This window comes from Solwaraspora sp. WMMA2065 (assembly GCF_030345075.1).
In the GTDB taxonomy this organism is placed as follows: domain Bacteria; phylum Actinomycetota; class Actinomycetes; order Mycobacteriales; family Micromonosporaceae; genus Micromonospora_E.
In genome coordinates, this window is sequence record NZ_CP128361.1 from 3,169,600 (window position 1) to 3,188,694 (window position 19,095).

Consider the following 19,095-nt stretch of genomic DNA (forward strand, 5'->3'; position numbering starts at 1 on the left):
CTGCTTTCGACCTTCGGTCTCGCTTCCGATGTGACCAATCCTGCAGCCCCACGCTGACGACACACTGACAGACCACTGACACCTTCCGACCTGCCGTTACCAGCTGCGCCGACGCCCCCTTGACTGAGCCGGAAGCGCGAGGTGTACTCGATTCGATACTCCACGGACAGGAGCATGAAGTGACTGGCACCCTCACCACGGAAAACCCCGTCCTCCACGCTATTCGCAGCTTCACTACAGCGGAGAATCCGAGCTCCTTCCTGGCGGTAAGCGACGGAAACTCCTATTTTCAGCTACCTGACCATCAAGGAGTAATCGTCTACCGCAGGTCAGGACGTTTCCTCGTCCAGTTCGGTGGACCGTTCGCGCCTGCGGCCTCGTACCACGCCCTGCTCGCCGGGTTCCTCGCCATGGCCAGGGACGGTGGCCTCGACGTAGTGTCGGTTCAACTGCAGCAGACCGACGCTTCGATTTATCTCAGACATGGCTTCACCGTCAACCAGGTCGGCGCCTCGTGGGCACGCAGCCTCGCCGGCTTCTCACTGCGGGGGACGAAGTTCATGCAGCTACGCAACAAGATCTCGCGGGCGCTGCGGGCGGGGCTGACCATATCCGAGGCCACCGACGACCGGTGGTTCCCTGCGCTGCGGGAGATCGACCAGGTCTGGCTCCGCAGCAAGGGTGAGCACGCTCGGCCGCTGGAGTACCTGGTCGGGCAGTACGCCGACGCGATGCAGCCGCACCGGCGCATGTTCATCGGGTTCATCGACGAGACTCCGGTCGGCTATATCTCCTACTCGCCGGTGTACGGCAACAGGTCGGGCTGGATGCACGACCTGAGCCGGCGGCTGCCCAGCCGCCTACCTGGCATCATGGAAGCGATCAACATGCATGCGATCGACGCGTTTCGCACCGAGGGCGTCGACTGGATCCACTTCGGCTTCACCCCGTTCAGTGGGCTCCGCCGCGAGTGCGAGTTGCCCGGCCACGACCCCGGCTTCCGTTGCTTCATGGAGTTGCTGTGGCACCACGGCGAAGCGGTCTACCCCGCGCAGTCGCAGCTCGCGTACAAGGAGAAGTGGGCACCGGACCTTTTCATACCGGAGTACGTCGCCTTCCACGGGCCGGCGAGCATTGCGGGATTTGCCCATATATTCCGGGCATCGAACGCCTTCTAGCGCAGGCAGCCGTCACACAGGAGGAACAATGACGAACGACAGAGAAGCACAGCTCGCCGCAGCACTGGGCCGGGTCGTCGAACTGTTCGCCGCAATCTGCGCAGCACCAGACGACCCGACACTCGCCGCCCGAGCTGACGAGGCGCTGGCCGAGGTAAGCCATCTGGCCCTGGAGGCGCCCGCCGCCGGCGGCTGAGCGTTGCCGGTCAGGCGGTATGCCGCAGACCCGACTTGGGCCATTTAGTGCCTGCCGTGGATGAGCGCGGGTCTGAGAGGACGTCTGATTCACGTATTTTGCCGGTAATGCGGGTTTAGCCGTATCGCCAGGTTGGGGTGGTTTCGGCGGTGAGTCGTTTGGCGAGGTTGTCGATCATCGCGATGGTGATCATGCTGGCGGAGTTGTCGGGTCGGGCTTCGTAGTCGCGTACGAGTCGGCGGTGGTGCATAAGCCAGCCGGATGGGTGGGCCGCGCGGCGAGGTGCCAGCCGTTGGGCTGGTCCTTTTCCGCGCGGCCTCCCGCCGAACCGGATTTGATGGTTTCCCGATCGTCCGGCTCTCCAGTGACTACTGCGTGAGCGGTGTGGCTGGTTGCCCGGTATGGGCGAGGCTGTGGCAGGAAGCGCAGACCACGAGGGTCTTGCGTCTCCGGTTGGCCATGGCCTTGGCCCACTGGGGCTGTAGCGGCCCGGGTTGGCCGAGGTCGGCGAGTTTGCGGACGTGGTGGACTTCCACCTCGCCGGGTTGCTGGCAGACCTCACAGACGTCCGCGAGGAGTCGCGTGACGAGTTCCTTGTGCGGGTAGTCGACCCGGGACGGCTGGCGGTCGGTGACCGTCGCCGTTTTCTGCCGGTGGAGCGGTGTTTCACCGAACCGTGCGACCAGTGGCTGCCTGCCGTCGCGTTCGATGCGTGCCTCGAAGCAGGTGCGTGGCCCGTATGGTGTCTGGATCTTGGCCTTGTGCTTGGCCGCCATCTTCGTCACCGTCGAGCGGTGCTTGCCTGCCAGGGTCTTGAGCATGGAGGTCTCCATGACCCAGCGCAGCCGGTGAAGCCGGTAGACGTCACCGGCGAGCAGGTAGTACTGGACGATGCCCCGGTAGATGGCCCCGTAGGTGGCGACGATGGTGTGGTCGCTGCCGTTGGTCAGGGCCTTCTGCTTGGCGGGTTTGCCGCGGTGCAGGTAGGGGGCGGACTTGGCCTTGATCACGTCTAGGGGGACACGCAGCGCGACCTGACCGTTGATACGTCGGTGACGGCTGGTCTTCTTCGTGTCGTTGTGCTGGACGGTGATCTCGTAGCCGAGGAAGCGGGCCGCGCCTGTGCGGGCGTGGGTGATCAGCGTCTTGTCCTGGGAGAGTTCGAGCTTGAGGTCGTCACGCAGGAACTCGGCCAGGCGCTGTTTGATCTCCTCAGCTTCGGCCTTCGGGCCGGTGAACCCGAGCAGATGGTCATCTGCGTACCTGCAATACCGCAGCCGCCGGTATCCCGGATCGTCCGGGTCGGCGCTGGGCAGGCTGACCATCCGCCGTCGCAGTGCTCGCGCCAGTGGGCGGTCACCACGTCGCCGGGCCTTGGCCAGCTGGTTTTGCAGGTCCAGGTAGGCAGGGTTACGCGCCCTGCGTCCCCCTCGGGTGTACTCCGGAATCAGGACCGTCTCGACGAACTGGTCCAGCTTGTGCAGGTAGATCGAGGACAGGACCGGCGAGGCCACCCCGCCCTGGGGAGCCCCGGACAGAGTCGCACCCCATTTCCAATCCTCCAGGTATCCGGCCGTGAGCATGTTACGCACCAGCCGCAGGAACCGGTTGTCGTGGATCTTCTCCGACAGGATCGTGACCATCACATCGTGATCAAGCGACCCGAAGCAGTCGGCGACATCTCCCTCGATGAACCAGGCCGTCCCGGTCCAGGTGTTGGCGATCTCCCGCAGTGCGGTGTGACAGCCTCGCCGTGGCCGGAATCCGTGGGACCGGTCGGAGAACGCCGGCTCGTAGTACGCCTCCAACAACAAGCGCACCACCTCGCCGACGAGTTTGTCCGACCAGGTCGGCAGTCCCAGCGGACGGGTCTTCCCGTTCTTCTTCGGGATGTGGACCCGCCGGACGGGGGCGAATCGGTATCGCTCGTGACGCATCGCCGCGATGATGCGGCCGATCTTCGCCTGGGACATGCCGTCCACGGTCTCCTGCGTGACCCCCGGAGTCATCGCGCCGTGGTTGGCGTAGATGCGCCCGTAGGCCAGCAGATACAACTGCGGGTTGAACAGCTGCCGATACAGTTCGTCAAGCGGCAGACCGCGCCTGCCGCGCTCACGCAGGACACCCAGCACCGTTGCGGCGCTCTGCATTACGCATACCTCCCGATCTGGTGGTGTCCCATCACCTGGCCCCCTTCGCCCGTGTAGACGGCTTTCCCGCCCTCCCTGGCCGGGCGTTACTCCGGCGACTACTACGAGGCCTCCGTCGCCATAGGACTCGCGTCCGTTAGGCGATCCCGCGTTCGTCCCTGTCGTACGTAGCAGCGTGACGTAGGCGCCCCACTCATCTCCTTCAACACCCTCGCTGGGCGTCGCCCCGCGCTCTGGAGGTTGCGTCAGCCCACACTTCGATTCCGACGCAGAGCACAGCACCGGTTTCAGAGGTCTTTCCGGTGGATGGGAACTTGCATCGACTGGAGATTAGGGTTCAGGCAATCCAGCTTTCGCCATATCACGCGGGTCCCCCCCGGCACACCGTCCCTGACCGCTGGACCCGGTCGCCGGGTTAGCTGGCATGCTCTTGTCTCCTCAGCCTTTCAGCGTCAGGTAAGCCATTCGACCCAGGAACCTCCCTCCAAGTCCCTCCCGGCTGCACCGGGGATACAACAGGGCGCCTCGCGGCGCACAGGGTGCGTTCGACGACCCATCGGCGCTTGACCACGCTGAAGCCCTTGGCCTGTGGGTCCTTGGTGACGATCTCGACGTCGACGCCGAGTGCGGCGCCATGTTCGACGACACGGTTCTTGAATCCGGCGTCGGCCCAGGTCTTGGTCAGGGTGGGGTAGGCGGTGGTGGCCTGGTCGAGCAGGTCCATGCCGATGGCGTTGTCGCTGGCGCTGGCCGCAGTGACGATGACGGCGAGGAGCAGTCCGAGGGTGTCGGTGATGATGCCGCGTTTGCGGCCTACGATCTTCTTTCCGGCATCGGTGCCCTGTGTGGACAGCGGGACATTGGAGGAGGTCTTGACGCTCTGGCTGTCCATGATGGATGCGGTGGGTTGGATGGTGCGGCCGTGGTGGTCGCGGACGAGGCCGGTGAGGTGGTAGTTGAGTTCGGTGAAGATGCCTTCCTTACTCCAGGCGGCGAAGTAGCCGTAGACGGTGCGGTGGGGCGGGAAGTCGTGGGGCAGGTAGCGCCAGGGGATGCCGGTGCGGTTGACGTACAGGATGGCGTTGAAGATGTCGCGCAGGTCGTGGGTGGGGGTGCGGCCGCTGACGCCGGCGTCGGTGCGGGCCTGTCGCCAGGCGGTCAGGCGGGGTGCGATCAGGGCCCAGCGGGCGTCGGACAGGTCGGACGGATAGGCTCGCCGTTCGGTCATGCAGGAGGCCTACGGCGTCGGGGCGGCGGCTCGGCGGACGCGATGTCCGTCGATGTGGGGATCAATGTGAATCAGACACGATCCCGGGGTGAAATGCGGCGAAGCCGGGCGAGCATGTGGCTGCCGGTATGGTCTCTTTCTGGGTCGGGTCGGGCATTTTGCGACGCTGCCCGGCGTGCTGCGCCTCGTCGATGCCCTGGTCCGGGCCGGCGCCACGACCGTGGTCGCGCCACTCTGCCCGCGCTGCGAGAAACAGCGCCCGCTCAGCCGCCCGTTCAACAGCCTACGACTCTGCGCCGGCTGCACCCGCAAGGCCGTGGCCATGCAATGCGGTCGATGCGGGAAGCTGCGGCCCCCGGCCCGCCGCAACGACAACGGCCACCCCATCTGCCAGCCCTGCTGGTGGAATGATCCCGCAGTTGGAAAGCCTGCACGAGCTGCGGCGGCCTGCGCCGCGTCCCCGCGATGACCGAGGCCGGGCCGGTTTGCACCCGGGAGGACCTGCTGGGACAGCCGGTGTGTGCGTCGTTGGTAGCGTTCCAGGATTCCGGGGGTCTGCTCGCGGAAGGTCTGTCGGCAGCTGTGGGTAGGGCATACCAGGCGTCGTACCCGGACCCGGAGGACGACCTGCCGTCCGTCGACCGGCAGGTCGGTGACGCTCCGTAGGTGGTATCCGTGCACCCGCCCCGACTGAGAGCGCCGCACATCGGACAGACAGCAGTGCCGTGTGGAGTCCGTGCCCGCACCACGATCCGCTCGCCCTCGTCGACCACATCCTCGATGACCAGCGAGGAAAGACCCGAAAGCACTGTCTGCGCGAGCTTGTGGCGTCGATCACGCGGGTGTCAACGAGCCGGACGGCTCTTCGTCACCACCGGATCTGAGACCGGGCCGAAAAACTTGACCCGGCCCTGGCACCCGTCGTCGGCGGCTGAACGCTGCGGTCAGGCGGAATACCGCAGTGAGACGCATGTGTCTCTGCGGCATGAAGGCTCGCAGCGGCAGCAGCGCGCGGCCCCATCTGGGTCAGCCCACCCGGTCCCGAAGGATCAGGTGGTCCTCGTTGGGCCGCAGTTCCGGATCGTGGGACAGGATGGCCCGCTCGTGATTACGCAACATGGGAGACGGGTCGACCCCCAGTTCTTCTGCCATCCGGTTGCGCATCCACTGGTAGACGCTGAGCGCATCGGTCTGGCGACCGCACCGGTAGAGGGCCACCATCAGCTGCTCGCAGAGCCGTTCGTTGGGCGCCTCGGCACGGACCAGTGCAGTCAACTCCGGCACGATTTGTGTGTGCCCACCAAGCTGCAACTCGATGTCGAAGAGCAGTTCCAGGGCGGCGATCCGGGATGCCTCGATGCGGGCTGCGGCGGCCTGCGCAGTCAGCCCGACCGCAACGCCGCCGAAGACTGGGCCACGCCACAGCGCCAGAGCCGACCGCAGTCGGTAGGCGGTCTCGGCAGGGCACGACGACGCCACAGCTCTCGCGTCATTCAACGCCGACGTAAAGGTCATCGCGTCCACGCTCGCGCCGTCCAAGGCGAGACGATAGCCGCACGTCTGGGCCTGGAGCCGGGACGCAGCACGCTCGGGCTCGATCGACTGGAGCTTCCGTCGTAGCCGGCTGACGTGCGCCTGTAGCGCGTTCTCAACCTGATCAGGCAGATCATTTCCCCACAGCTCGGCTATCAGCATACCGGCCGAAGCCGCCTGCCCCTCAGCAGCAAGCAAGGCCGCCAGAAGCGAACACTGCATTCCACTTCGAAAGTGGATCAATTTATCCCTGGATCCGACCGCCACTCTACCCAGGATCCAGAACTCCATGCCAACCCCTCCAGTGCGTTCGCTTGCCGGCCACGACAGAACCAGAGTTGAACTATGCCCCCGCATCAATGGAGCAGCTTGAACCAAGGAAGTGAAATGCTAGCAACAAGAAGGCTCCGCTCACCCTCCCCAGTGAGGCTACCTGTAGAAGTTGCACTCGTCAATGGTATCGATCATTTCCGAAGCAGTGACGCGGTATATCAGGCAGAAGAATGACCGAACTAGGACAGGTAACCGTCAAGCGATACGATCGACCCTCCAACCAGTTGCAGTAGCAGGAGATGCATACACACTGCCGCGCAACCCAAGGTGGTCAATTACGTGCCAGGTAGGGCATCGGATCGACCTGACGACGATATGCACAACGAGCTACGGTCGGCCACGCCGACGAAAAGCTCCCGACAAGGCGGACACCGACCAGTCGTCACCCTGATAGCTCGCCACTGGAGCAGGTCGTCGCCGCGCGCGGTCCGGGACCCGCCTTGCTCCAGAGCCCAACACAAGACACTTTCTTGATCCACCCTAAGCACCCATCCATCACCATGGGTGATGCCAATGGACATCAAGAGATTTGTGTCACATCGCACTGCTATCGCATTATAGGATGTACTCTGCCAAAGAGTGCATCCTGCCGGGCAGGACGCAGCGTGGACCGCAGTGGCCACGATCGGAGCCCAACCGGATCCAGCGTGCGCACCAACGACGTCACTGAGCCTCGATCCACCGATGAAGGTCGGACCGGCAGGACCCCGGCTATAGAAAGTGCCCTCTGAACTGGAAGGATAGGAGTTCTGACGCTTCTATCGCTCGGTTCGAGAGGGCACCTCGCAGGTGAGAATACGCCAGGACGCGCCGGTGGTGCGCGCGACGTTCGACGATCCGAATCTGGTGTCGTGTGCCGGTCTCGTTCCGGTGATGCGCCTGGCCGAGCAGGCCGGTCTGCATGACGCGGTCACCGACCGGGTGCGGCTGCCGACGGACAAGGGCGCGAACCCCGCCGGGAAGGTCGCCACGGTCGTGGCGGGGATGCTCGCGGGCGCGGACAGCATCGACGACCTCGACATCGCCCGGCACGGTGGCATGCGGTCGCTGTTCGGCAGCGTGTACGCGCCGTCGACGCTCGGGTCGTTCCTGCGTACGTTCACCCACGGGCACGTACGGCAGTTACAGGCCGCCGCCCGCGACACCCTGATCGGTCTGACCGGCCGGGCACCGATCCTGACCGGCGCCGACACCCTGTGCTTCGTGGACATCGACTCCATGCTGCGGCGGGTGTACGGCAAGCAGAAGCAGGGCATCGGGTTCGGCCACGCCAAGGTCGGCGGCTACAACGTCTACCTGCGCGGCTACAACCCCCTGGTCGCGACGCTGTCCACCCCGCTGTCCGCGCCGGTGATCGCCGCCACGAGGCTGCGGTCGGGTAACGCCGGCTCGTCCCGGGGCGCCGCCACCATGATCGCCGAGGCCATCACGACCGCCCGGGCATGCGGCGCTTCGGGGGAGATCATGGTGCGAGCGGACTCGGCGTTCTACGCCAAGACGGTGATCAGCGGCTGCCGGCGTCGTGGCGTGCGGTTCTCGGTCACCTGCCGCATCGACCCGAAGATCCGCGCCGCGTGCGACGGCATCGCCGCCGACCAGTGGGTCGACATCACCTATCCGCAGGCCGTCCGGGACGAAGACGCCGGCCGGTGGATCTCCGACGCGCAGATCGCCGAAACCACGTACACCGCGTTCGCCGGCACCCGACACGAGGCGACCGCCCGGCTGATCGTGCGCCGCGTCCGCCGCGACGACCCGCAACAGATCCCCGGCCAGGACGAACTCCTACCGACCTACCGGTACCACGCCGTGTTCACCGACAGCCCGTACACCCTCGTACAGGCCGAAGCCCAGCACCGGCAACACGCGATCATCGAGCAGGTCAACGCCGACCTGATCGCCGGCCCCCTCGCCCACCTGCCCTCCGGACACTTCAGCGCCAACGACGCCTGGCTGACCTGCGCCGCGATCACGCACAACCTCACCCGCGCCGCCGGACACCTCGCCGCGGGCACCTGGTCGACCGCCAGACCCGCCACCATCCGGACCCGGATCATCACCGTCGCAGCCCGCCTCGCCCACCGGGCCCGCACCATCCACCTACACCTGCCCGAGTACTGGCCCTGGCAGGCGGCGTTCGACAACCTGTTCACCGCCGTCCAGCCGGCACCCGGCTGACCACACCCCACCAGCCGAAACCAGGCGGCCCGACCACAGGCCACAATCCCGTTCCACCCCGAACACTCACCCTCGGAGCAAGCCGATCACGTGATCGGCGACTCCCTCACGCCCGCCGCACCACCCAATACAGAAATGATCAACCAACATTCAGCGGCAACCGCGTCGGTGGATCGAGGCTGAGCCCAGCACTCGGCTGCAGCCACAGCGAACGACCCGGGCCCGGTCCTCATTACCCACGAAGTAATCGACACAATTGAGCATAGTCACCAAAATTGCTACGGATAAGCTCCACGTATGACAACCTGGTCAGACCGCCGCCGGCACCGGGACATCGCCCCTTCGCCGCATCGCCGCCGGTTGTTCTGCCAGGAGCAATGCGGTGCGCGGTGCTGCCTCGACGGCAGCCCGTCGGAATACGTGGGACCCCGCAAGCACACAAGAGGGAGGTCAGGTGTCTGAGACCACGGCGTCGGCAGGCCAAGCCACAGCTGAACGACCCGCCGATCCACCGACGGGCACCACGCCCCGCTGGGTGATCATGCCCATCATCCTGGCTGCCATCTTCATGGTCGCGTTGGACTTTTTCATCGTGAACGTCGCGATCCCGTCGACCCAACGCGAGCTCAACGCGAGCCCGGCGGCGATTCAGTTCATCATCGCCGGATACTGGTTGTCGCTGGCAACTGGCCTGATCATCGGCGGCCGCATCGGCGACCTCTACGGTCGCCGTCGGATCTTCCTCATCGGCCTGGCCTGCTTCACTGCGGCCTCCGCTGCCTGCGGCCTGGCCCCGACCGCGGAATTCCTGGTGGCAGCCCGGATCGCTCAGGGCCTGTCGGCCGCGCTTCTGATGCCGCAAGGGCTGGCCATTCTCGGAGTGGTTTACACCGGTGCAGCGCGCGCCCGTGCCTTCACCGCCTACGCCGTGACGCTCGGACTCGCCTCGGTCTGTGGACAGCTCATCGGAGGCATCCTCATCGAAACCGACCTCCTGGGGCTCAGCTGGCGCAACTGCTATCTGGTCAACGTCCCGATCGGGATCACCACCCTGCTACTCACGCTACGGTTCGTGCCCGAGTCCCGCGCTGAAAACCGGACCAGGCTCGACTTCGTCGGCACCGTGCTGATCGCCGCAGGGCTGGTCGCGCTGGTCCTACCTCTGGTCGAAGGGCGCGAGCGCGGCTGGCCGATGTGGACCTGGATCATGCTGGCGGCGTCTGTTCCCGCCCTCGCCGCGTTCGTGCGGCACCAGAGGGCGCTGCTCGCCCGCGCTGGCGGACCACTGATCGACGTCCGACTCTTCCGTGAACGCGCATTTAGCGTAGGACTCGTGGTCACGGTCCTGTTCAACATGCTGATGGGTTCGTTCTTCCTCTTCCTCGCGATCTATCTGCAGGAAGGGCAGGGTATGACGCCCCTGCAATCTGGCATCATCTTCACCCCGATCGCCGCAGGTTACTTCATCACCTCGTTGCGTGCGGAAGCGATCTCCCAACGACTCGGTCGACATGTCCTAACAGTCGGGTCGGTCGTGATGTTCATCGGACTGATCATCACGTACATGATCGTCTCGGACATCGGAATCGGTGGACGGACCGCAGTACTGGTGCCCGGCTTCGTACTCGCCGGCGCGGGCATGGGACTCGTGCTCGCCCCATTGACCAACACGGTGCTAGCCAACCTCGATCCGGAGTACGCCGGCGCCGCCTCAGGCGTGCTGGCCACCTCGCAGCAGGTCGGCGGTGCGGTGGGCGTGGCTATCGTCGGGGTGGTCTTCTACAACCGCTTGGAGGGCTTCACTGATCCGATGACCTACGCACCGGCATTCCTCGCTGGGGTGCTGTGGTTGATCGGGTTCGCTGTCGCGATCGGCCTGCTGGTTCAGTTCCTCCCCCGGCACCGCACCGTAGCAAACTGAAGATGGGAAACGACTTCATGCAACATGACTACCGCCGAGACGACAAGTTGGCCGTCCGGGTCAAGAATGAGGCGTATGCCCGGCTGGCCCGGCCCGGGACCGCAGGTCTGCCGCTCGCGAGCATCGCCGCCGACCTGGATGTCCCGCAGGCCGAGGTCCAGCGCTGCTTCTCCGACCCGGCACAGCTACTGACATCAATGATCCTCGACGCATATCGGGACATGGGCGATCACGCCGAGCGGGGTGCCCAGGCGGCTGCCGACGAAGGCCTTCTTGGGCAGTGGTCGTCCACCTGCCGCGAGATTCGCAAGTGGGCCCAGGACAATCCTGAGCGGTACGCGCTGATCTGGGGACCGCCACAGCCCGACTACAGCGCCCCTGCGGAGACGATGGTCGTCGGCGCCCGAGCCGCAGCGGTTCTCGTGGGCCTGCTCAGGCAGGCCCACCAGGCCGGCACACTGAGCATCGCCGACGAACCGCCGATGAGCGACGGGATGGAACAGAACGTGTCCGCACTCGCGAATGGATTCCTCGCTGGAATTCCACACTCGACCATCTCTCGCACCCTAATTGCGTGGACCCAGTTGCTCGGTATGGTCAGCTTCAGTGTCTACGGACACGTGCAGGGGTTTGCGGCGGATCCGGACGCCTTCTTCGACCACGCAGCAGAGGCGATGGGACGCTTCGTGGGGCTGCCCGCAAATTCCTGACTCATCGATTCAATAGGGCTTAAACATATTGAATAGGGCCGGAGCAGCGGTGCGCAGGAGCACCAGGCTCCGCAGCGGCACGAGTCGTGGACAGGGAGATATCAATTCCTGTCCACGACTACGCGTGCGTCCTACACGTACCCCGCACGTCAATCAGTTAACTGCTCGAACAGTCGTAAGTAGTCCCAGTTCCCGTGGGTGACTTTGTGTAGTCGGACAGTTGGTGCGTGCTCCGGCAGCCGTGGTGGTGTTGATTTGCGGCCGTGACGGTCTCGGTTGGTGCTTCGGTGGAGGCGGATGCTGACGCGGGGTTGAGGTCTGCGCTGGCTCGGGTGGTGGAGGCCAACGAGCGGTGGGAGCGGTTGGCCGGGCAGTTGCGGGAGGAGAACGCGGCGCTGCGGGTGGAGAACGAGCGGTTGCGGGAACGTGATGTGCGGCGTGAGGCCGAGTTGGAGCGGGTGTCGGCGGAGTTGGCGGTGTTGCAGCGGTTGGTGTTCGGGCGTTCGTCGGAGCGGGTTCGGCCGCAGCCGACGGCGGGCGACGGTGACGGCCAGGGTGGGTATGGCGGTGAGCCTGGCGAGCGTGAGCGGGAGAGGGCACCGCGGCGGGGGCCGGGAGGGCGGGCCGGTCGCAGGGATTACTCGCATCTGCCGCGGGTGGAGGTGGTGTGGGACTTCGCCGGGGGCGGGTACTGCTGCCCGGACTGTTCGTCGCGGTTCGAGGCGTTCGACGATCACGCCTTCGAGCAGGTCGATTGGCGGGTGACGGTGCGGGTGGTGGTGCACCGTCGGCGCCGGTACCGGCGGCGGTGCCGGTGTGCCGGGGCGAGGACGGTGACCGCGCCGGGCCCGCCGAAAGCGGTCGGCAAGGGCCGGTTCAGTAACGGGTTCATCGCGATGCTGCTGGTCGAACGGTTCGTGGCCGGGCGCTCCCAGAACTCCCTGATCGCCGGGCTGGCACGCCAGGGCGCCGAGGTCAGCTCCTCGACGTTGGTCGGGACCTGCGCGGCCGCCGGGACGTTGCTGGCGCCGTTGGAGGAGCGGATTGTCGCCCGGTCCCGTGATTCGTGGCATCCGCACGCCGACGAGACGTCGTGGCACGTGTTCACCCCCGATGGTGGTGACGGGCCGGCCCGCTGGTGGCTGTGGGTGTTCATCGGCGCGGACACCACCTGTTTCGTGATGGACCCGACCCGCGCCGGCGCTGTTCTGGCCCGCCACGCCGGGATCGACACCGCCACCGGACAGCTGACCCCGCACGCTGATGGTGGGCCACGGCGGCTGGTCGTCTCCAGCGACTTCTACACCGTCTACGCCTCGGCCGGGCGTAGGACCGACGGCCTGACCAACCTGTACTGCTGGGCCCATGTCCGCCGGTACTTCGTGCGCGCCGGGGACGCGAACCCGACCCAACTGGCGTGTTGGACCCGAGACTGGCTGGACCGGATCAAGGCCCTGTACCACGCCCACGACGAGCTGACCGACGCGTGGAACGCATCCACGGCCGCCGCAGGGACGGCGGCGACCCGGCTGGACGACGCGTACACCGCCTGGGACACCGCCCTGCAGGCGATCGACACCGCCCGGCAGGCCCAGATGGCCAGCCCCGGCCTGCAACAACCCGCGAAGAAGGCCCTGGCCACCCTGGACCGCGAGTGGGACGGCCTGACCGCGCACCGCGACTACCCGATGATCAGCCTGGACAACAACACGTCCGAGCGGGCACTGCGACGGCCCGTCATCACCCGCAAGAACGCCTACGGCTCCCGCACCGACGACGCCGCGCGCCTCGCCGCGACCGTCTGGACCGTCACCGCCACCGCCGAACAGGCCGGCCTCAACGTCCTGACCTACCTCACCGCCTACCTCGACGCCTGCGGTCGCAACGGCGGCAGACCCCTGACCGGTCCGGACCTCCAACGATTCCTGCCCTGGACCGCGTCCCCCGCCGACCTGCACACCTGGGCCCAGCCACCCCCGACCGGCTGACACCCACACCGACCACCGCGACGGCGACGCCACACCCGGCCACGCCGACCATCAGCATGCCCACAAACCGCGTCGCCCAACCCCACGAGACTTGGGACTACTTACGAACAGTCAGCGCATTGTCAGTGCCATATTCAATAATGTTGCAATGAGAACAAACCGATGGAGCACCAGGACCGAGTCTTTCCAATCGACATGCGAGAGGCTCTAATGGCGCTACACGAAGAGACACGCGTCCTGAAGTGGCCATTCCCGCGGCCTTGCGAGGGCACCGTCCCCCCGATCCTCGACGAGTTGCGTAAGGAACTGCCCTGCGCCGTGCTGATCCCAGCAGGGGCGACTGAGGCGAGGCGCGCATGGCTGGTCACCAAACACCCCGACGTTCGACAGGCGTTGATGGATTCACGGCTCAGCGCTGATGAGCTGCTACCAGGCGCGCCGGTACGAATTCAGATTCCGCCAGGTGACCGACCTTCGTCGTTTCTACGCATGGACGACCCCGAACACAACCGACTCAGAAGCATGATCGCTTCGCAGTTCACCGCACGGCGGGTCCGATCCATGCGCCCTGCCGTCGAGGCACTGACCACACAACTGCTGGACGATGTCGCTTCCCGGCACCGACCGGTCGATCTCCACGACGCGTTCTCCAGGAAGTTGCCAACATTGGTGGTCGCCAACCTACTCGGCGTCCCCGACGAGGATTCGCCTTTTTTCGTGGAGAAGACCAGAATCACGATGTCGCAGGAAGATCCGATTAGATCGTTCGCAGCGTACCAGGAGATGTCGAACTATCTGGCCGACCTGGCGGAGCGCCGCCTGCACGACCCGCAGGACGACCTCATCAGCCAGCTCGCCTCGAACAATCTGGCAACCGGAGAAATTACCCTCAAGGAACTCGTAGGAATTGCACGACTCGTCCTCGTTGCCGGCCACGAGACCACCACTAATCAGATCGCACTGAATATTCTCAGCCTGCTGCTCGACCCAGAGCTACGCGCCTCGGTACTTGCCGACGACGGCGCACTGGTCCCACAGTTCATCGAAGAAGCAATGAGATTTTGGTCTATCTCGCAAGACGCAATCGTACGCCTGGTGCTCGAAGATCTGGAACTCGGTGGACGACAGATGCGAAAAGGCGATGCGGTTGTCATATCCATCCCGGCCGGCAACCATGACCCGGAGGTCTTCCCGAATCCGGGCCATCTTGACATATACAGGAATTCCCAGGAACATCTACAGTGGGGAATCGGGCCACACTATTGCCAGGGCGCGCCACTAGCTCGCCTAGAGATGGCAATTTCCCTTGAGGCGCTGTTCACCCGGTTCCCGACCCTGCGACTGGCGACCGACGAGCCCGAGGCGCTGTTTCGCCGAGGAACCGTGTTCCACGGCATCGAATCGCTACCGGTCACCTGGTGACAAATGATTGGAGATCCGCATGCCATTCTTCAGAGCAAACGACGGCACGAACATCCACTACGTCGACAGCGGAGCTGGCCCGCCGATGGTGCTGCTGAGCAGCGCCACCATGGGCATTCAGATGTGGGACAAGCATCTGCCTCCGCTGGACGCCGCAGGGTTCCGCGTCGTCGCCTACGACCGTCGCGGCCACGGCAGATCGGACTGGGCCTGGGGCGGCTACGACTACGACACCCTCGCCGACGACCTCGCCCGGCTGATCGAATCGCTTGACCTGACAGATGTCACGCTCATTGGAAGCGCCATGGGTTGTGCTGAACTGGTCCGCTACATCGCACGGCACGGCACCGACCGGGTTCGCCGAGCCGTGCTGATCGCTACCGTCACCCCAGCCCTCGTCAGTTCGTCCGACGACCGCGATGGATCGGCGGCGAATGAGGTGAATCAGATGCTGGAGCAGCTACGGACGGATCGACCCAGGTACTACTCGGAGATCTCGATGGCTTTCTACGCTGGCGTCGGCGCATCTGCCAAGGACATTCCGCTGTCGGCGGAGTTCACCGAGTGGTTCAGCGATCAGGCGCTGCAGTGCTCTAGTCGGGCCACCATCGAGTCCTACCGGCTGCTGTTCACCAGCGAGCTCCGCGAGGACCTCGGGAGCGTCACCGTGCCGACCCTGGTGATCCACGGCGCCCGCGACCCGATCGCCGACCTAGCCCAATGCGGTGAGGCTACCGCAGAGCTGATCAAGGACAGTCGGCTCGTCGTCTATGACGACGCCGCGCACGGACTGGCGGTGACCGCCGCCGATCGACTCGTCGCGGACATCGTCGCCTTCGCTGACAGCTAAGAGGAGCCACGGGCCCGACGCGACAGCAATCGAGACGCCGCGCTCGCCCATCCGACTCTGCTGGTGGTGGCTCTAGCCTGGTTATCGACCAGCGTCGCCAACCAGCTACGGGCCTCGGACGAGCGGGGGTTCGACGCCCTGAACCCAAAATGGAGCGGGGGCGCACCGAGACGGATCGATGAGCAGACCAGAGACTGGTTCTGCGTCATCGCCCGGTGCGACCCCGCTTCCTCGGTCAGCCCTTCTCCCGCTGGTCCCTAATCAAACTGCACGAATACCTCATCACTGCGGGCCACATCACCACGATCAGCGTCGAGACTCCTCCGGCGGATCCTGCACGAACGCGGGATGTCCTGGCAGGCCAGCAAGACGTGGAAGGCCAGCACCGACCCCGAACTCACCGCCAAGATGCGCCGGGTGCTCCAGCTGTACGACAACCCACCCGGACACGTTCAGTCATGGGTGGTCCATACTCGGTTCGCTACACACGGTCCATTCCCGATCCGGTCCGGCCGCACGCCGCGTGGCCCCCGTAGTCGCTGTTCAGGGTTGCAGCCACCATGGACTGCTGTCCGCCACCCCGAAGTCGTTGCTCGGGTGCCCGCTCACCGGCTGCGGATCGCCCAGGTGGGCGGCGTCGTCGCGCCGGCTGTGACACAGGTCGATCCCGCCGGCGAAGGCGACGTCCCGTTCGGGGCGGCCGGGGTGGCGGGCCACCACCAGCTTCTGGTGGTGCGAGCCGAACCGGCGTACCCGCTGGTCGAGCAGCACCTGGCCGCCGTCGTCGTTGATCTCCTCGGCCAGGTTTCGGTTCTGCTCCGCGCTGTAGATCAGCACGTCGAGGTGGGAGCGCCAGACCAGGCCACGGACCGCCACGCCCCGGCCAGCGGCGGCGGACAGCAGATCGACCACGGTCGGCCCGTCCGGGCGTAACCGCTGGTCGAGGGTCGCCCCGCCAGTCGGCAAAGAACAGCTGGTCGCCGTCGCCCATCGCGTCGACGACCTCGACCAGCCGGTCGAAGTACGCCGCGCCGTGCACGTGTACGCGCACCTGGTTGCCCCCGGACCACACCGGCAGCCCGGAGGCCGGGTTGCCGGTGTGGTCGCCGGTGAGGAACCAGTCCTCTAGGCTGCGTTCGTGTCAGTCGAGGGTGGGAACGCGGACGAGCGCCTCAAACGCATCGAGGCGATCACCGACCCTGCCCTGTCCCGGCTGAGCTTTGACGCGCTGCTGGTCGAGTCACTGGCCCGCACCGGCGGGCTGCTCGGCGCCGACTCCGCCGCCGTCTGCCTGCTCGACGCACACTCCCAGCAGCTGGTCACCGCAGCTGCCTGGGGAATCGAGGCCGGCCACGAACCGCCGGCCCGGCTGCCGCTCGGTCGCGGGTACGCCGGCAAGGTGCTGACCACTGGTGACACGGTCATGCTGACCGACCCTGACGACGACGCGCTGGCGCATCCGGCGTTGCAGGGGCAGGGCATCCGGTCGCTGCTGGCGGTGCCGGTGACGATTGGCGGCTCGGTCGGCGGGGTGCTGCACGTGGCAACCCGACGACGCGGGCCGGCCTGCGACGACGAACATATGTTGCGGCTGCTGGCCGACCGGATCGCCCTGGCCGACCAGGCCCGCGAAAGCCAGGTCGACCGCGCCGCCACCCTGGCGCTGCAGTACGACCTGCTGCCCACCGAACTACCGGCGGTCGCCGGGCTGGAGTTCGCCGCCCGGTACGTAGCCGGCCACGACGCCGGGGTCGGCGGTGACTGGTACGACGTACTGCCGCTGCCGAACGGCTGGGTCGGCGTGGCGATCGGCGACGTCACCGGACGCGGGCTGCACGCGGCCACCGTGATGGGCCGGCTGCGCAGCGCGCTGCGCGCGTACGCTCTGGAAACCACCGACCCGGCCGACGTGCTCGCCCGGCTGGACCGCAAGGTGCAGCACTTCGAGCCGGGCATGATGGCGACGGTGTGCTACGCGACGATCGACCCCACCCGGACGGTCGTGTCGGTGTCGACGGCCGGCCATCCGCCGCCGGTGATGATCGGCGCCGGCCACGCCGCACACAGTCTGCCGGTGCTGGCGGACCTTCCGCTCGGCACCCGCATCCACCGGCCACGCCGGGCGCGCAGGCACCCCCTCGAGCCCGGCGCGCTGCTGTTCTTCTTCACCGACGGCCTGGTGGAGCGGTGGGGGCCGACCATCGACAACGGCCTGCGTCAGTTGTCCGACTCGTTGGTCGCCACCAGCGCCGAAACGGCCTGCGCCGAGACGATGGGCGCGCTGGTGGACGGCCGACCGCTGGTCGACGACATCGCCATGTTGGCGCTCCGCCGCCGATAGCCACTGTTGGCGCTCCGCCGCCGGTAGCCATTGTTGGCGCTCCGCCGCCGATGGCTGCAGTCGATGTCGCGGGCGCTACCAGCGGCCGATCGACGGCACCCCGGCGGCGTCGTGCGGGGTACGGGCACTGGGATCGTCCGAGGTACGGGAGGCGGCAGCGGTGTCCGCCCAGTTGCGTGGGCCGGCGCCGTCCCCGCCGATCGTCGGGGCGTCGGCGCCTCGCGGCTGCGCGTCCGGGCTGGTCTTGCGCCCGTTTGCGAACGTCACCTGGTCGAAGCGCACCTCGACCGGAGTCGCGTACCGCTTGCCGTTGACCGGGTCGTGCCGCATGAACTGCGGCGGCGCGATCCGGACCGTCACGTCGTACGGGCCGGGACCGGGCACCGAGGCGTTGCCACCGTAGTGGTACAGAAACGGGTGCCACAGGAACGGCAGGCCGGCGGTGGCGACCGGTTGACCGTCCCGGTTGACGGTGATCCGCACGTCCAGACCGGGAATGAACCGGCCGTCGGCGGCATCCGCGACCGCGACCTCCAAATGCACGTTCGCATCCGGGGCAGCCTCCCGCCAGACCAGCTGACCGCCGGAGAGCTCGTACATGCCCTCCGCCTCCTCGTTGACGAACGCCACTAGGTAGTCGCCGGCCAGTTGGCTCAGCGCCCCGTCCTCCTCGGCCATGGCGCGCAGCGCGCCGCCGTACGCCTGACCCTGCCGCCGGGCGACGGCGAGCTGCTCCTCGGTGGCCTCGTTGCTGGTCCGCATGGGCGGCTGCGCGGCTGGTGTCGTCATGGTGACCCTCCGGGTCGATCTGCTTGCGTCCCCTGGTTGGAGGTCTACCCCGCAACGGCCCTGCTATTACTCACCCCACCGACAGATCGGTGGCCCGGTGGGCAGCACCAGTCACCCGCCGGTCAGAGGGCTGGTGCGCTGCCGTGTCGTTGCCGCTGTGCTGCCACTGCCGAGTCAGCCTGGCGACCTAACGACGCCTGCGGGCCGGGCCTCTCACGACCGCGTCAGGTCAGCGGGATCTGCCGCATCGTGGTTCGGGTGGCTGCGTAGATGAAGGG

At 66.4% G+C, this 19,095-nt stretch carries 13 protein-coding genes and 3 pseudogenes; 9 read left to right on the forward strand and 7 right to left on the reverse strand.

Annotation, left to right across the window (positions count from 1 at the left end):
• The first annotated feature begins 179 nt into the window (after positions 1 to 179).
• Positions 180 to 1,178 carry a bifunctional lysylphosphatidylglycerol flippase/synthetase MprF gene (locus O7610_RS14260; RefSeq protein WP_281551234.1) on the forward strand — a complete coding sequence of 333 codons (999 nt, stop codon included), beginning with the start codon at positions 180 to 182 and terminating at the stop codon, positions 1,176 to 1,178.
• 28 nt (positions 1,179 to 1,206) lie between these two features.
• Complete coding sequence (locus tag O7610_RS14265; protein WP_281551235.1) at positions 1,207 to 1,374, forward strand: hypothetical protein; 168 nt, start codon at positions 1,207 to 1,209, stop codon at positions 1,372 to 1,374.
• A gap of 115 nt (positions 1,375 to 1,489) precedes the next feature.
• On the opposite strand, the pseudogene O7610_RS14270 reads toward O7610_RS14265, so the two are convergent.
• From O7610_RS14270 to O7610_RS14290, 5 genes and pseudogenes are all read right to left on the reverse strand, one after another.
• Positions 1,490 to 1,633: pseudogene (locus O7610_RS14270) on the reverse strand (IS5 family transposase); the annotation flags it as partial.
• A gap of 109 nt (positions 1,634 to 1,742) precedes the next feature.
• Positions 1,743 to 3,806 (reverse strand): reverse transcriptase/maturase family protein, encoded by a 2,064-nt coding sequence (locus tag O7610_RS14275; RefSeq protein ID WP_281551236.1) that lies wholly within the window; start codon positions 3,804 to 3,806, stop codon positions 1,743 to 1,745.
• A 253-nt stretch (positions 3,807 to 4,059) separates the two neighbouring features.
• Positions 4,060 to 4,752: pseudogene (locus O7610_RS14280) on the reverse strand (IS5 family transposase); the annotation flags it as partial.
• 498 nt (positions 4,753 to 5,250) lie between these two features.
• A pseudogene (locus O7610_RS14285) lies at positions 5,251 to 5,561 on the reverse strand (transposase family protein); the annotation flags it as partial.
• Positions 5,562 to 5,778: 217 nt separating this feature from the next.
• The gene (locus O7610_RS14290) at positions 5,779 to 6,576 is read right to left on the reverse strand and encodes an AfsR/SARP family transcriptional regulator (protein ID WP_281551237.1); all 798 of its coding nucleotides are present in this window, start codon (positions 6,574 to 6,576) and stop codon (positions 5,779 to 5,781) included.
• Between the two features lie 831 nt (positions 6,577 to 7,407).
• Here O7610_RS14290 and O7610_RS14295 point away from each other — a divergent pair.
• From O7610_RS14295 to O7610_RS14320, 6 genes are all read left to right on the forward strand, one after another.
• Positions 7,408 to 8,796 carry an IS1380 family transposase gene (locus O7610_RS14295; protein WP_289212459.1) on the forward strand — a complete coding sequence of 463 codons (1,389 nt, stop codon included), beginning with the start codon at positions 7,408 to 7,410 and terminating at the stop codon, positions 8,794 to 8,796.
• Positions 8,797 to 9,250: 454 nt separating this feature from the next.
• Positions 9,251 to 10,717 carry an MFS transporter gene (locus tag O7610_RS14300; protein ID WP_281567291.1) on the forward strand — a complete coding sequence of 489 codons (1,467 nt, stop codon included), beginning with the start codon at positions 9,251 to 9,253 and terminating at the stop codon, positions 10,715 to 10,717.
• A 2-nt stretch (positions 10,718 to 10,719) separates the two neighbouring features.
• On the forward strand, positions 10,720 to 11,427 hold the full coding sequence (locus O7610_RS14305) for a TetR-like C-terminal domain-containing protein (protein WP_281551238.1): 708 nt from the start codon (positions 10,720 to 10,722) through the stop codon (positions 11,425 to 11,427).
• A 332-nt stretch (positions 11,428 to 11,759) separates the two neighbouring features.
• On the forward strand, positions 11,760 to 13,415 hold the full coding sequence (gene tnpC / locus O7610_RS14310) for an IS66 family transposase (RefSeq protein ID WP_289213477.1): 1,656 nt from the start codon (positions 11,760 to 11,762) through the stop codon (positions 13,413 to 13,415).
• A gap of 294 nt (positions 13,416 to 13,709) precedes the next feature.
• Entirely contained in the window at positions 13,710 to 14,837 is a 1,128-nt protein-coding gene (locus tag O7610_RS14315) for a cytochrome P450 (RefSeq protein WP_281551241.1), read from the forward strand.
• 19 nt (positions 14,838 to 14,856) lie between these two features.
• Complete coding sequence (locus tag O7610_RS14320) at positions 14,857 to 15,687, forward strand: alpha/beta fold hydrolase (RefSeq protein WP_281551242.1); 831 nt, start codon at positions 14,857 to 14,859, stop codon at positions 15,685 to 15,687.
• A gap of 543 nt (positions 15,688 to 16,230) precedes the next feature.
• Here the strand turns inward: O7610_RS14320 and O7610_RS14330 are convergent.
• The gene (locus O7610_RS14330; protein WP_281551244.1) at positions 16,231 to 16,653 is read right to left on the reverse strand and encodes a phospholipase D-like domain-containing protein; all 423 of its coding nucleotides are present in this window, start codon (positions 16,651 to 16,653) and stop codon (positions 16,231 to 16,233) included.
• A 172-nt stretch (positions 16,654 to 16,825) separates the two neighbouring features.
• Here O7610_RS14330 and O7610_RS14335 point away from each other — a divergent pair, with 172 nt between their 5' ends.
• Positions 16,826 to 18,028 (forward strand): PP2C family protein-serine/threonine phosphatase, encoded by a 1,203-nt coding sequence (locus tag O7610_RS14335; protein WP_289213478.1) that lies wholly within the window; start codon positions 16,826 to 16,828, stop codon positions 18,026 to 18,028.
• A gap of 75 nt (positions 18,029 to 18,103) precedes the next feature.
• On the opposite strand, the gene O7610_RS30655 is transcribed toward O7610_RS14335, so the two are convergent.
• The gene (locus O7610_RS30655) at positions 18,104 to 18,817 is read right to left on the reverse strand and encodes an iron transporter (protein ID WP_502959095.1); all 714 of its coding nucleotides are present in this window, start codon (positions 18,815 to 18,817) and stop codon (positions 18,104 to 18,106) included.
• Between the last annotated feature and the right edge of the window lie 278 nt (positions 18,818 to 19,095).

Bases quoted from the DNA above. Each gene is read 5' to 3' on its own strand.
- O7610_RS14265 (WP_281551235.1), top strand. From the start codon at position 1,207: ATGACGAACGACAGAGAAGCACAGCTCGCCGCAGCACTGGGCCGGGTC.
- O7610_RS14290 (WP_281551237.1), bottom strand. From the start codon at position 6,576: ATGGAGTTCTGGATCCTGGGTAGAGTGGCGGTCGGATCCAGGGATAAA.
- O7610_RS14305 (WP_281551238.1), top strand. From the start codon at position 10,720: ATGGGAAACGACTTCATGCAACATGACTACCGCCGAGACGACAAGTTG.
- O7610_RS14320 (WP_281551242.1), top strand. From the start codon at position 14,857: ATGCCATTCTTCAGAGCAAACGACGGCACGAACATCCACTACGTCGAC.
- O7610_RS30655 (WP_502959095.1), bottom strand. From the start codon at position 18,817: ATGACGACACCAGCCGCGCAGCCGCCCATGCGGACCAGCAACGAGGCC.